Source organism: Legionella sp. PATHC032, assembly GCF_026191185.1.
Taxonomy (GTDB): domain Bacteria; phylum Pseudomonadota; class Gammaproteobacteria; order Legionellales; family Legionellaceae; genus Legionella.
Map to the genome: position 1 here is coordinate 793872 of NZ_JAPHOV010000001.1, position 14619 is coordinate 808490.

Here is a 14619-nt window from a genome sequence, read left to right on the forward strand (position 1 = left end):
TAGAATGATGATTTAAGTTGAGCCATGACTGTAAGGAGGATGTTACCAAGGATCATTGAGTTATAATGACTCAATCCTGACTTTATGTTGCAAAAGTTTATCTTTAGCGAGTCGAGCCTGAGCTAATTTTTCTTTTTCTTTGGCAATGATTTCTTCAGGTGCTTTATCAGTGAATTTAGGGTTATTTAATTTACCCTGAGCCAGATCGATGTCTTTATTCAATTTGGCAAGTTCTTTATTCAGTCTTGATAACTCTGCTTCCTTATCAATCAAATCTGCCATTGGAATCAACAGCTCAATTTCACCCAATACCGCAGTTGCTGAAACAGGAACCTTCTCATCAGGAGCAAGATAATTAATGTTGTCTATCTTGCTTAGCGTCTTGAGTATTTTTTCATATTTTGCGATACGCTCCTTTAATTCAGGAGTGATATTGCGTATATATAAAGGTATTAACTTGGCGGGTGAGATAGACATTTCACTGCGGATGGTTCGTAGTGATTGAATGGCTGACTTTAACCAATCCAACTCTTCCTCTATAGCGGGATTTATGAATTCCTCGTTGACTTTGGGATAAGCGCTCAGCATGATACTGATCCCATTTTCACTGGTAAATTTGGTGGTTTTTTGCCAAATTTCTTCTGTAATAAATGGCATCAGAGGATGAAGAAGCTTTAATATTTGATCCAGAACATGAATTAAAGTTCTTCGCGTACCTCTTTTCATGGCGCTTAAAGCCTGTTCATCTTGTAATATAGGCTTGGATAATTCTAAATACCAGTCGCAGTACTCGTGCCAGACAAATTCGTATAGCGTATTAGCCAGAAGATCAAACCGGTAGGTTTCAAAATAATGATGCACCTTACTCACTGTATTTTGCAGACGGGATAGTATCCATTGATCAGCTGGGCTGTACTGAAATGCTCCATCCCCAAAATCAATTTGCTCTTCGTCTGTATTTAATAAGACATAGCGGGCTGCGTTCCATAATTTATTGCAAAAATTTCTATATCCTTCAACTCGCCCTAAATCAAAACGCACATTACGCCCTGTTGAGGCAAGAGAGCAGTAAGTGAATCGCAGTGCGTCTGTTCCATAAGCACTGATTCCTTCAGGAAATTCTTTACGAGTGGCTTTTGTGATTCTGTCACGAACCGAGTTTAACATCAGGTTAGAAGTTCGTTTGGCTATTAAAGAATCCAGATCAATTCCATCTACAATATCTAGTGGATCCAGGACATTTCCTTTGGATTTGGACATCTTATGCCCTTCACTGTCGCGAATCAAACCAGTTATAAAGACTTCTTTAAAAGGAATTTTTCCGGTGAACTTTAGTCCCATCATGATCATACGGGCAACCCAGAAAAATATAATGTCAAATCCGGTGACCAGTACAGAAGTAGGATAAAATTGATCTAATTCCGGAGTACGTTCAGGCCAGCCTAATGTTGAAAAAGGCCATAGAGCCGATGAAAACCAAGTGTCCAGAACATCTTCATCTTGCTTCAGGGGAGTAGATTGATCAATTTTATATTTGAAACGAACGTCATTTTCACTGTAACCTACATAAATATTACCATGATTATCATACCACGCAGGAATTCTATGTCCCCACCATAATTGGCGGCTGATACACCAGTCTTCGATATTATCCATCCATTGAAAATAGGTTTTATCCCAAGTCTCGGGAATAAAGCGGATATCTCCCTTTTTTACAGCGGCGATAGCGGGTTCTGCCAACGGTTTGGTTTTGACATACCATTGATCAGTTAATAAAGGTTCGATGATCACATTCGATTTTTCACCTCGAGGCACTTTTAATTTGTGAGGTTCTGTTTTCGCCAGTAGGCCTTCGTTTTCCAAATCTTTAATGATTTGTTCTCGGGCAACAAATCTATCCATCCCTTGATATTTTAAGGGAGCGTTTTTATTGATTGTCCCTTTCTTTGTTAAAATATTGATTTGTGGTAATTGATGACGTTTGCCTACTTCATGATCGTTAAAATCATGTGCAGGGGTAATTTTTACACACCCACTGCCAAATTCCTTGTCAACGTATTCATCCGCAATCACGGGTATTGTTCTACCACATAAGGGCAGATGAACCTGTTTTCCAATAAGATGTCTGAAACGTGGATCATCGGGATGAACGGCAACAGCGCAATCACCGAGTAAAGTTTCGGGGCGTGTGGTGGCAACTATTAGAAACTCTTTGGAATCAACAACAGGATAACGAATGTGCCAAAGAAAACCATCTTCTTCTTCAGAGAGAACTTCAAGATCTGAAACAGCGGTGCCCAGTTTGGGATCCCAATTCACCAGGCGGGTTCCTCGGTAAATAAGACCTTCTTCATAAAGCTGTACAAATACCTTTTGTACGGCAGCAGACAATCCTTCATCCATGGTGAAACGTTCTCGACTCCAATCTACGGAAGCGCCTAAACGTCTCATTTGTTGGGTGATGGTGTTACCGGACTCTTCTTTCCATTGCCACACCTTATCCAGAAATTGTTCACGAGTGAGATCTTTTCTGGATATGCCTTGGGCTTCCAGTTGACGCTCTACAACAAGTTGAGTTGAGATGCCAGCATGATCGGTTCCTGGTTGCCATAATGTTTTATCACCAAGCATGCGATGATATCTGGTTAATGCATCCATTATGGTGTGTTGAAAACCGTGTCCCATATGAAGGCTTCCTGTTACATTAGGAGGCGGAAGCATAATACAAAATCGTTTACCCTCACCACGTGGTTGAAAGTAATGATGACTTTCCCATTTTTTATAAATGGCTTGTTCTATTGCTTCCGGAGAGTAAGTTTTGTCCATTATCGTATAGCCTGTACTGGTAAAAACTCACAATTTTATCATAGAGTATGGGAATTTAGCCATTTTAAAAAAACAGGAACTCAGGAAAAAAAATCGTTATAGTCCCTTCAGTTTTAAATGGCCGATTTTCTATTGACTGCTGCTTGTCAGTTGCATCTGCAAAGTCTTCGGACGAGCCGAGTCATGCAGCCGTTTGACGAGTTATTTAAAGATTAATAAGACTTACGAAAAAATCCAAGGTCTAATACTGTATCTCCGCAGGTTCGTTTGGCTTATGTCGATGATCTTCGGCTAAATAGGTATATAGAGTAGGTACTACGAACAGGGTGAAACAGGTACCTATTAATAAACCTGTAGAGATAACGAGTCCTATATCGAATCGACTTGCTGCCCCAGCACCGCTGGCAATAAGAAGAGGTATTACTCCAAACACCATGGCAGCTGTTGTCATTAATATAGGTCGTAATCTAATTCCAGCAGCTTCTTCAACAGCAGCACGTTTATCAAGATTTTTTTCACGTTGCAAATGATTAGCAAAATCTACTATCAATATTCCATGTTTACTGATGAGTCCAATTAAAGTAATCAAACCAACTTGAGTGTAGATATTAATAGTCGCTACTCCAAGGTTAAGCGGGATAAGCGCGCCACAGATAGACATTGGTACGCTGATTAGAACGATTAATGGATCACGAAAACTCTCATACTGCGCTGCCAGCACTAAAAAAATGACAACAATAGCAAAAAGGAATGCAAAGATGAGAGCACTCCCTTCTTGCATAAATTGCCTGGATTCTCCTCCATAATCATAAGTAAATCCCTTGGGCAAAACTTCCTGGGCTGCTTTTTGTAAAAATTCCAAACCCTGGCCTAATGTTTTACCTGGCATCATGACAGCCTGAATTGTTGCAGAATTGAGTTGTTGGAAATGGGTAGCTGCATTAGGTTGAGTTTTTTCGGTTGGGGTTATCACAGTGGATAATGGAACCATAGTGCCGTTTAGTGTTTTTACATAAATTTGGCCTAATTGTTCTATAGTAAGACGGAATTTGCGTGCCAGTTGTGGGATGACCTGGTAGCTGCGACCTTCCAGATTGAAGTAATTGATGTAGTTGCCGGACAAAGCACTTGTCAGGCTACTTCCAAGCGCTCTCATATCCAAGCCCATTTCGGAAGCTTTTGCTCGATTGATGCTAAACTCCACTTGTGGTTGGTTAAATTTAAGGGAATTGTCTATGTATATGAATAACCCACTACTCCTGGCTTTTTCAGTTAACTTGTTCGACACATCCATTAAACTCTGGAAATCATTCGTTGTCTTAACCACAAATTGTACGGCAGGACCACCACCGCCGCCAGGCAGGGGAGGTGGGACAATGGCGAAAGCATTAAGTCCTGCAATTTTAGATAACTTTTTTTGTAAAGGTTCTTTTAGAGCAAACTGACTTTTTTTCCTTTGATCCCATGGTTTTAAAACCATTCCTGAAATAGGTTGGCTCATGTTCACTGTAAAATAGTTTTCTGTTTCAGGAAAACTTTTATAAATGGCATCAAAGGGCTTTGTATAGGCTTCTATGTAGTCTAAGGTTGCATATTGTGGAGCAGTAGCCATTACAAAAAAGAAGCCTTGATCTTCATCAGGCGCAGTTTCAGCAGCCGTGTTAGAATACAAGTAGGGCAACATTAAAATCACTACCCCTGCTAACAGCAACATCATTTCTCGGGTATCTAATAAGCTATGAAGTGCATTCTGGTAAATGCGTTTCAGTTTGTTAAAAAACTCATCCAGAAAAATAGCAAATTTTCCACTAGTGGCTTCTTCGGATAGAATTTTTGAACACATCATGGGGGACAGCGTTAAGGCAATAACCCCTGAAATAATAACCGCACTTGCCAATGTAAAAGCAAATTCCTTGAACAAAGCGCCAGTCAGTCCACTCATAAACCCTATTGGTGCATAAACAGCTGCTAGGGTGATTGTCATCGCAATAACCGGGGTGGCAATTTCTCTGGCACCTATAATTGCGGCTTCAAAGGGGGTTTTTCCTTCTTCCAAATGGCGATGTACATTCTCTACCACTACAATGGCATCATCCACTACCAATCCTATTGCTAACACAAAGGCAAGAAGGGTAAGCAAGTTGATGCTGTAACCCAGTATGAGCATCAAAGTACAGACACCAACCAATGACAGCGGGATGGTGACAACAGGAATAAGAACTGAACGAATAGAGCCTAAAAATAAAAAGATAACGATGATTACGATGACTGCGGCTTCAATGATAGTTTCCATTACCTCATGGATGGATGCTCGAATAAATGCTGTGGCATCGTATACAATTGTACCAGTTAATGATGGCGGGAATTCTCTGACTATAGAAGGAAACAGTTTTCTAGCATCATTGATTACAGTCAGTGGGTTAGCAGTTGGTGTTGGAGTGATCGATATAAAGACGGCCTTTTTACTGTTGAAAGTCACCGAGCTATCATAATTCTGTGAACCCAGTTCCACTTTAGCGATATCCCTGAGTCTAATTATTGATCCCTTATCGCTTTTTACGATCAGTCTTTCGAATTCCTCAACATTATTCAAATCAGTTTTAGCCGTGACATTGATGGCAACATATTCACTTTTAGTACTCCCCGCTGCAGTTAGGAAGTTGTTACTGGCTAAAACAGCTGACACATCAGCCGGAGTGACGTTAAGCGCAGCCATTTTAATTGGATCCATGAATATTCGCATGGAATAAGTTTGACCACCTAAAATATCAGCCTTGGCTACTCCATCCACTGTTTGCAACTGGGGTTGAACGACTCGGGTAGCGTAGTCAGTAATTTGCTGAGGAGTCATATCCTTACTGTCCAGACTAATGTACATCAGTGCGGTTGATGAGTCTGATTTTTTCAAGATAACTGGTTGTTGTGATTCTTTAGGTAACTGATTGAGCGTTTGCTGCACTTTACTCATGACATCAGTAAAAGCAATTTGAGGGTCGAAATTCAGCTTGATGTTTAGGGTAATTGTGCTAAGGCCTTGCTGACTTGATGAGGTCATATAATCTATTCCCTCAGCACTGGCAACAGCACTTTCAAGAGGAGTAGTGATAAATCCGGCTATGAGTTCAGCATCAGCGCCGGGATAACCGGTCATTATGGTTATGACTGTATTCTCCATTTTAGGGTATTGGCGAATTTGCATTTTATAGATGGAGTTTATCCCGAATAGAAAAATCAACATACTGACCACTATGGAGAGAACCGGGCGCTTGATGAATAGATCTGTGAATTTCATAAGTTATCCTGCAAAAAACTGACCATGATCCTAGTCGGTAGTAAAGAACAATAAGCCATATTATTAGAGCATGCTAATGTTATAAAATGATTTAAATACCGAGTTGTCAACACGATCTATTGTCCCAGTTGGTTGGGATTACTGTCTGTGTCGAGTTTGACACTGTTGTTAATAACAACAGGGGTACCATTTTGTAATTTCAAGTCACCAGTACTTACGACCAATTGACCTGCTTTAATGCCTTTCTTGATAACTGTGTAATTTCCTTGTTGCTCTCCGGTAGTGACGAATACCCGGTTTACAATCAACTGGTCAGTACCATCCTTATTTTTCTTACCTTCTTTGCTTTTTTCAATTATATAGACAGCATTTCCATAGAGACTGTAAGAAATTGCTGTGGAAGGAACGATAATAGTATTAGGCTCTGCAGGTTGATCCACTTCAATGGAAGCAAACATACCTGGGATAAATACAAAATTTCGTATTTTATTTTGTTTGTTTAATTCTGTACTGCAGGCCACAATCATTTTATCCCCTCTGACTTGTTTACGTGTTTTGATAAGAGAAGATTTGGTCGGATCTTGAATTGCATCAGCAGGGCAGTTCGGTAATAGGGCTTGTACCTGAACATTATGAGTAGTTAGATCTACTTTAGAGTTTACTGCATGAATGACTCCCTCAAAGAGAATATTAGGAAATTCCTCTACGCGAAAGGTCACAGGTTGGTTAAGATGAATTCTTTTGTAATATTGCTCTGGTAAGTAAAATTCCAGATAAAGAGGATCCAGTGATTGTAAAGAAACTATGGAGGTTTGCCCTGGAGTGACGTATTGCCCCAGGTTTACCTGGCGGATACCAAGGCGACCAGAAAAAGGGGCTCCTATGTGTTTTTGTTTAATTTGTGCTTGAATCTGCTCTACTTTTGCTTGAGCCTGTTGTAAGTTGGCTTTGGCTTCATCAACACTGGAGCTTGGTGTGGCGCCACGCTTGAAGAGATCAGTTTGTCGTTTATAGCTGAGTTCTTTAAGCGTTAATTCCGACTGGTTAAATTTGAGCAAGGCTTGATCGATGCTGTCGTCAATGGTGATCAATGGTTCATCTTTTTCTACGTATTGCCCTGATTCAAAATGAATTTGAACTACATTCCCAGAGGCTTCTGAGTTGACATCAACTCCGTTGATTGCAACGAAATTACCTACAGCGTCAATGGTTGGCTTCCAATCCACTGCTTGAGCAACGGCGGAAGAAACGGTAACAGCAGGAGGCGCATAACTGGCGAAGAATTGTTTAATCATGTAAGCCTTAATTAGATTAAAAGCTATGATTCCACCGAAAACTACCAACAAGATTATTCCCATGATAGTCAATCGTTTATTCATTATCTTCCCCTGTTAATGCTTGAAAAAATTTTAATTTAGCAAATATAACATAAACATTTACTTTATCATCTTATTGTTTGAGATGACTTATTATTTTTAATATTTTCATGATTGATTCTGCTTCCTCTCTAACAAAATTGAATTGTAATGAACTTTGATTTTATGGGTACAAAAAAATCCTATTGACTAAATTGAAGACTTTGATACTATGCAGCTTCCATCTTACTAAGGGGAAGCTCATGAAGTTAAAATCATTGTTATTTGTTGTATGTTTCAGTTTGTTTTCTAACGTTTTTGCTGCAAATCTTCACTTACATCCCAAGGCTGATAATGCAGACAAGAAATCAATACAAAAAAGCGTAACTTATCCTGGTTACTGCCAAATTGAAATCATTAACCAAAGCTTCACAGATGTCCGTGTATTCGGTACATTTGATGATGGCACAACTATAGATTTCAATATCTATCGTTATGAGTCACCTCATTATATAAGCCTGTTCTATAATTTCTATTGCCATAGTGGTATGTACATTACTATTACATCACCTTATTATACTATTTATTCCGGTTGGACAAACGTTAATAGTACCATCCGTGTTGTTCCTTACTTGAAAGAAGCTAAGGCTGAGTTATCAACCAGATAATTCATTAAAATTCGGGAAAGCTTTCAATGATTCGAGAGCTTTCTCTTCCTTTGAGGAGTTGTATATGAAATACCTCATTCCCTGCGTTTTATTGTTTCCTTTACTTTCTTCCTGCACAGTTATCCAAGAAGACTTTTATCAACCAGAATATTTGGGGCCTGCTCCTCGCGTAGAGGTTACCCCCTTCTATCCTCAAGGGCATTATCATCGTCATTACAATCAGAGATATCATGGTAATAATCGATACTACAGTGCGCCAAGGGGGCAGGTTCATTATGAGCATGCGAAAACTCAAGGTCATGCTGCTGTAGTTACTCCGCCACCATCACAAGCCAGAGTTGAAGTTCAGAAAAATGTTCACGGACACAATGCAAATAATGGTCAGGTGCATGGACATGCTCATGATAATGGCAATGTGCACAGCCATCCTGATTCTTCTAATGTACATGGACATGATACTTCCAGTTCTGAGGAACAGAAAAAAATTCATGGTCATAGTTAATAATTTAACTTGTTTCTCAAAGAACTAAAATTGTACTATTATCCTCTTCGTATCTGGGTAGTTTTTATGATACTCTAATAACGTTTTTATCTTTAAGGAGCCTCTATGCGCGACTCACTTAAGATGTTATTAGTGGGATCCATATCCATGATAATTATTGCGTGTGCTGCTTCTCCTCTGTCGGAAAGTACAGGGGAATATCTTGATAGTTCAACGACTACTGCCAAAGTGAAGGCCAGTTTGGTTGACCAATTGGGGACTACTGGATTTGCTGTAAAAGTAAAAACATATAAAGATCAAGTGCAGTTGAGCGGTTTTGTCGATTCTCAAAGAATAAAACAAAGAGCCGGAATCATCGCGGCTGGCGTAGATGGTGTAAAGAGCGTTCGTAATGACCTTATTATAAAAACAAGGTGAATATAACCTTCCAACCAAGGAACATTCATGTTTGACGAAAGTTATACTATAAAAAATTTTGATGATGTTCTTTTTAAAGCAATTTCTGATGAAAAACGACGTCAAGAAGAGCACATTGAATTAATAGCATCAGAAAATTATGTCAGTCCAAGAGTATTGGAGGCTCAGGGTTCTGTGTTGACTAACAAATATGCTGAAGGATATCCGGGCAAGCGATATTATGGTGGTTGCGAGTTTGTTGATGTCGCTGAAGATTTAGCTATTTCAAGGGCAAAATTACTTTTTGGCGCTCATTATGTCAATGTACAACCCCATTCAGGATCACAAGCAAACGCAGCGGTCATGATGGCATTATTGTCCCCAGGTGATACTTTTATGGGTATGGCTTTACCTCATGGTGGACACTTGACTCATGGGTCAAAGGTTAATTTTTCAGGTAAATTGTACCATTCTGTCGAATACGGAGTTGATAGCAATACGGGTTTAATAGATTATGATGCTCTGGAGAAACTTGCTCTTCAACACAAACCAAAATTAATAATTGCTGGTTTTTCAGCTTATTCCAGGATTCTGGATTGGGCTCGATTCAGAGAAATTGCCGATAAGGTAGGCGCTTATTTAATGGCGGATATCGCTCATGTGGCTGGCCTGGTTGCTGTAGGATTATATCCTTCTCCTGTCCCATATGCTGATGTGGTGACGACGACAACGCATAAAACGTTAAGGGGACCTCGTGGTGGTTTAATTCTTTGTAAGGAAAATGAAGAAATTGAGAAAAAATTAAATTCTTCTGTATTTCCTGGCATGCAAGGTGGGCCATTAATGCACGTTATTGCAGCCAAAGCAGTCGCTTTTGCAGAAGCTCTGTTACCCGAATTTAAAACCTATCAGCAACAGGTTTTAGTCAATGCCAGAACGATGTGCAGCGTATTACAAAGCAGAGGCTATGATATTGTCTCTGGTGGAACTGATAATCATCTTTTACTAGTGGATTTGATTAATAAAGGAATTACAGGTAAAGACGCTGATGCTGCTTTAGGCAGAGCCAATATAACAGTCAATAAAAATTCGGTTCCCAATGACCCTCGCTCACCTTTTGTAACGAGTGGTCTACGCTTGGGTACGCCTGCTGCAACCACAAGAGGCTTTAAAGAAAGAGAGATGACTTTATTATCTAACTGGGTAGCGGATGTCCTTGATAATGTTCATGATGAAACCAATATTTCAAGAGTGAAAACCCAAGTATTGCTTCTCTGTCGTGAATTTCCGGTTTATGCCTAATTATGTATTGTCCATTTTGTCATGCGGAAGAAACAAAAGTAGTGGATTCACGTCTGGTTGCGGATGGCGCTCAAGTTCGCAGAAGACGTGAATGCTTGGAATGTCATGAGCGGTTTACTACTTTTGAAACCGCCGAATTGATTATGCCATTGATTATAAAACGCGATGGCAGGAGAGAGCCATTTCATATTGATAATTTACGTTCTGGCATGTTGAGAGCTTTGGAGAAACGGCCTGTCAGTGTTGATGATTTGGAAAAGGCTATTATTTCTATTACCGAGGAAATTCGAAGAAGAGGTGAACGAGAGATCGACTCCCAAGTGGTTGGCGAGTTGGTAATGAAGGAGTTATTCAGGCTTGATCATGTGGCCTATGTGCGTTTTGCATCAGTATATAAACGCTTTAAAGATGTGAGTGATTTTAGACAGACAATTGATCAAATGAAAAATGAAGATAAGGAAAAATCTTAGATAAAAAAATGTGAAGGGCTCACTTTTCTTGTTGTTATTAGAATAATATGAGGTAATTGTGGAAAAACAATCAATTCGTGGTAAAAGACGAGCTCGAAAATTTGCATTGCAAGCCCTTTATCAATGGCTAATGTCTGGTACAGATCTTCATGAAATTGAGGCTCAATTCAGAACAATTAATAATATGGATAAAGTAGATGGAGAATATTTCTGCCGCTTGTTATATGGCATTCCAACCCATGTAGAAGCTTTGGAGGCAAGTTTACTACCTTATTTAGACAGAGAAATCAATGCATTGAATCCTATAGAGCTTACTGTATTGAGAATTGGGGCTTTTGAGTTGTTTCATTGCCCTGAGATACCTTATAAGGTCATTCTTGATGAATCAGTATCTTTGACTAAAGAGTTTGGTTCGCAAGAGGGATATCGTTACGTTAATGGGGTATTGAATAACTTGGCAAAACAGGTCCGCTCTGTTGAAGTCAGTCTTGATAATGAATGAATTTACCCTGATTGATCATTATTTTAAATCCATCCCATGCACGAGAAATGATGTGCTTTTGGGGATAGGAGATGATGCCGCTTGCTTGCAGATTCCAGAGAGAATGCATTTATTAGTCAGCACCGATACTTTGGTTTCAGGCATTCATTTTTTGCCGCAATGGGATCCCTATGATATCGCCTGCAAAGCGGTAATGGTCAATATTAGTGATATGGCTGCCATGGGCGCACAGCCTTGTTGGGTTACTCTTGCATTGACCTTGCCCGAATTGAATCAGAGTTGGCTTGATTCCTTTGCTAGAGGGATAAAAAATTCTCTTGCTTTATATAATGTGGATTTGATTGGTGGAGACACGACCAAAGGCCCGTTATCAATCACTTTGACCATCATGGGGCTTACACCTCAGGGGCAATCAATCAGACGTTGTGGGGCAAAAGCAGGTGATGTGATTATGGTTTCAGGTCAATTGGGGGCTGCGGGCCTGGCTGTAAAATTGCTGGATGAACATAAAAAAGTGAATGCAAAAGATAAAATAGAATTAATGAATAAACTATTGCATCCTAAGCCACGTGTGGACTTATGCCATTTGCTTAGAAAATATGCTACTTCAGCGATTGATATCTCGGATGGACTAAGCTCTGATTTAAATCATATTTGTGTCGCGAGTGGCGTTGGGGCCAGCTTGTTTGAAGAAGCAATACCCATGCATCCATTATTAAATAAATATTGTCCTGAACAAGCCCTTGACTTAGCTCTTTCAGGAGGTGATGATTACGAATTATGCTTTACCGTTTCAACACAACAGCTGGATTCTTTTAATCGGGATCTTCTAAAAGAAAATCTGATTTGTTTTCCCATCGGTATGATAGAGGAGAAACCAGGATTAAGAATACAATCGGCTGGTAGTCCAAGTAAAGAATTGCAACCCAGAGGCTATTCACATTTTTAAATCCCGCCTCTATAGTATGATAATAAAAATTAAAGACAAAATTCGATTCTAAAGTGATGTGATAGCGATATTTAGGTTGAGGAGCAAACATGAACCAGGTCAATTTGGCAAATCGAGTATGGCAAGATCCCATTTACTTTATCGCTTTTGGTTTTGGCAGTGGATTGATGTCAATTGCTCCAGGCACGTGGGGGACATTAGCTGCTATTCCACTTTATTTGCTGATGATAGATGCTCACTGGGGCATTTATTTATTATGGACTGTCCTGGCATTTGCCTTGGGGGTTTGGGTCAGTGATAAAGTGACAGAAGAGCTTGGGGTACATGATTACAAAGGGATTGTCTGGGATGAAGTGGTTGGCTATTTATTCACTATGTTTTTAGCCCCCAAAGGAATTTCGTGGATGTTAACCGGTTTTATTTTATTCCGAATTTTTGATATTTGGAAACCACAACCAATACGTATGATCGATCAAAGAGTTCAGGGTGGGTTAGGAATTATGCTGGACGATGTTTTAGCAGCAGTTCCTGCCTGGTGTATTATGCAAATCCTCGTTTGGAGCTTTGCTTAATGAATGAAAATCATAAAGAACTGATTAGCATAGGGTTAACAGTCAGTATCGTTCTTTTCTCGCTTTATATCGTTCATAAGTTCATTCCTTCCATGATATGGGCTGCTATTATTGTTATAGCTACTTATCCCTTATACACCAGATGGCGTAAATTATTTGGTAACAAACACAACACATCAGCGTTCTTATTTACAACACTGATGGGCCTGCTTTTCCTTATTCCCTTGAGTTGGCTTATAGGGATCCTTATCAAAGAGTCGCAATTATTTATTAATTTTTTGCAGCATATTAATAAGGAGGGTGGATCCGCTCCTGAGTTTTTTAAAAATATCCCATTAGTTGGGGATGATTTAATTCAATATTGGGATGTAAATATTGGTAAGCCGGGAAGTATCAAGGAGTTTTTATCTAATTTGCATTTGACTTTAACCCCGACCAGTTATTACATCAAGCAGATTGGGGTCAATTTGGCGCATCGCAGTTTTCAAGTAGGGTTCACCCTTTTAACGCTCTTTTTCTTCTATCGCGATGGGGATAAATTACTATTACAAATTCAGCATATAGGAGAATATTGTTTAGGTGACAGATGGTTCCGTTATTCTGACAGGCTTCCCAGCGCGTTGCGGGGTACAGTGAATGGAACTATTGTTGTAGGCATGGGGGTAGGTATATTAATGGGCATTTGTTATGCATTGGTTGGATTCCCAGCACCCACATTGACTGGATTTATTACCGCATTGGCCGCTATGATACCTTTTGTTGTTCCCATTGTTTTTATCATAGTCGCTTTGATTTTACTCTCCGTTGGCAGTTTGATTGGAGGCATCATTGTTCTCGTTTGGGGAACTTTGGTTATGTTTGTTGCCGATCATTTTGTAAAGCCAGTTCTCATCGGTGGGGCGATACAATTACCTTTCCTGGCTGTTTTGTTCGGTATTTTGGGAGGAGTGGAAACTTTGGGTTTGCTCGGCCTGTTTCTAGGACCTATGGTGATGGTTTTATTTGTGACCTTGTGGCAGGAACCCCAAGGTCACAAGAAGTCATCAGGTTGACTTGTCAAAGGTAAAGTTGACACCCACATTGAATGTGCTGAGTGTATATCGGCTGTTGTTAAAGTCAGACAGACTGCTGGTCGTGAGAAAGCGGAAGTCCATAGCAAACCAGGCAAAATCATCCATCAGATACCCTACGCCTACAATGCCTTGTCCAGCTCCTGAGACCATGGTAGTGCTAAATCCAGCAGAAGCCGGCAGATTGCGGGGTGTTGTTTTTACAAAATTATTTCTGTTTTGAATACGTACCTGTCCTGCGCCTATTCCAATATAGGGGACATAAGTACTTTCGTGTACAGAACTGAAAAAATCATAGTAAAGATTGAGCAAGCCATAGAGAGCTGCACTACTGCCATCATAACCTAGTCGGTTAACTTCAAAAGCAGAAGGACAAACACCTGTTGGAGTTAGAACATTAGGACTTTGTAAAGTACAGGAACTTATTGTGAAAGGACCAGTTGAAATCCGGTTATAGAGTAGCTCCCCCTCAATGCGGTAGTGATTTATTTTATAACCTAAAACGGCGCCTCCACCTCCAGAAACAGGACTATATTCTACATTGGCAGTAATAGTTCGATTGGGCTCGATAAATATGAGATCTTCACCGGAAGGGCCATGGCTGATTTCACCAAATATCCCCACGTAGAAGCCTTGAGGCTGGTTAAAAGCAAAAATTGAACCGCTTAATAACAAACCGGATAATACCGAGAGTTGAATTAACTTCTTCATTGCG

Annotated in this window: 13 protein-coding genes; 9 read left to right on the forward strand and 4 right to left on the reverse strand. The window is 39.9% G+C overall.

What is annotated here, in order from left to right:
• Positions 1-60: 60 nt before the first annotated feature.
• The 3 genes from OQJ02_RS03605 to OQJ02_RS03615 all read right to left on the reverse strand — a co-directional run bounded on the left by OQJ02_RS03605 (position 61) and on the right by OQJ02_RS03615 (position 7497).
• Positions 61-2826 carry a valine--tRNA ligase gene (locus OQJ02_RS03605; protein ID WP_265717907.1) on the reverse strand — a complete coding sequence of 922 codons (2766 nt, stop codon included), beginning with the start codon at positions 2824-2826 and terminating at the stop codon, positions 61-63.
• 241 nt (positions 2827-3067) lie between these two features.
• Positions 3068-6118 carry an efflux RND transporter permease subunit gene (locus OQJ02_RS03610; RefSeq protein WP_265717908.1) on the reverse strand — a complete coding sequence of 1017 codons (3051 nt, stop codon included), beginning with the start codon at positions 6116-6118 and terminating at the stop codon, positions 3068-3070.
• Between the two features lie 116 nt (positions 6119-6234).
• Entirely contained in the window at positions 6235-7497 is a 1263-nt protein-coding gene (locus OQJ02_RS03615; protein ID WP_265717909.1) for an efflux RND transporter periplasmic adaptor subunit, read from the reverse strand.
• A 239-nt stretch (positions 7498-7736) separates the two neighbouring features.
• Here OQJ02_RS03615 and OQJ02_RS03620 point away from each other — a divergent pair, with 239 nt between their 5' ends.
• From OQJ02_RS03620 to OQJ02_RS03660, 9 genes are all read left to right on the forward strand, one after another.
• Positions 7737-8141: a hypothetical protein gene (locus tag OQJ02_RS03620; RefSeq protein WP_010946459.1), complete on the forward strand. Its 405-nt coding sequence runs from the start codon at positions 7737-7739 to the stop codon at positions 8139-8141.
• Positions 8142-8205: 64 nt separating this feature from the next.
• A complete protein-coding gene (locus OQJ02_RS03625) occupies positions 8206-8643 on the forward strand; it encodes a hypothetical protein (RefSeq protein WP_265717910.1) in 438 nt (145 codons plus the stop codon).
• 105 nt (positions 8644-8748) lie between these two features.
• Positions 8749-9060 carry a BON domain-containing protein gene (locus OQJ02_RS03630; protein WP_265717911.1) on the forward strand — a complete coding sequence of 104 codons (312 nt, stop codon included), beginning with the start codon at positions 8749-8751 and terminating at the stop codon, positions 9058-9060.
• A 27-nt stretch (positions 9061-9087) separates the two neighbouring features.
• Positions 9088-10341, forward strand: a complete 1254-nt coding sequence (glyA, locus tag OQJ02_RS03635) for a serine hydroxymethyltransferase (protein ID WP_265717912.1) — start codon at positions 9088-9090, stop codon at positions 10339-10341.
• A 2-nt stretch (positions 10342-10343) separates the two neighbouring features.
• Positions 10344-10811, forward strand: coding sequence for a transcriptional regulator NrdR (gene nrdR, locus OQJ02_RS03640; protein WP_010946463.1), 468 nt, complete (start codon positions 10344-10346; stop codon positions 10809-10811).
• Positions 10812-10869: 58 nt separating this feature from the next.
• Complete coding sequence (gene nusB, locus OQJ02_RS03645) at positions 10870-11313, forward strand: transcription antitermination factor NusB (protein WP_265717913.1); 444 nt, start codon at positions 10870-10872, stop codon at positions 11311-11313.
• Positions 11306-12262: a thiamine-phosphate kinase gene (gene thiL / locus OQJ02_RS03650; RefSeq protein ID WP_265717914.1), complete on the forward strand. Its 957-nt coding sequence runs from the start codon at positions 11306-11308 to the stop codon at positions 12260-12262. The genes nusB and thiL overlap by 8 nt, the downstream gene beginning before the upstream one ends.
• A gap of 89 nt (positions 12263-12351) precedes the next feature.
• Positions 12352-12834, forward strand: coding sequence for a phosphatidylglycerophosphatase A (locus OQJ02_RS03655; protein WP_265717915.1), 483 nt, complete (start codon positions 12352-12354; stop codon positions 12832-12834).
• Entirely contained in the window at positions 12834-13886 is a 1053-nt protein-coding gene (locus tag OQJ02_RS03660) for an AI-2E family transporter (RefSeq protein WP_265717916.1), read from the forward strand. The genes OQJ02_RS03655 and OQJ02_RS03660 overlap by 1 nt, the downstream gene beginning before the upstream one ends.
• On the opposite strand, the gene OQJ02_RS03665 is transcribed toward OQJ02_RS03660, so the two are convergent.
• Positions 13878-14615: an outer membrane beta-barrel protein gene (locus OQJ02_RS03665; RefSeq protein ID WP_265717917.1), complete on the reverse strand. Its 738-nt coding sequence runs from the start codon at positions 14613-14615 to the stop codon at positions 13878-13880. The genes OQJ02_RS03660 and OQJ02_RS03665 overlap by 9 nt on opposite strands.
• Positions 14616-14619: the final 4 nt, after the last annotated feature.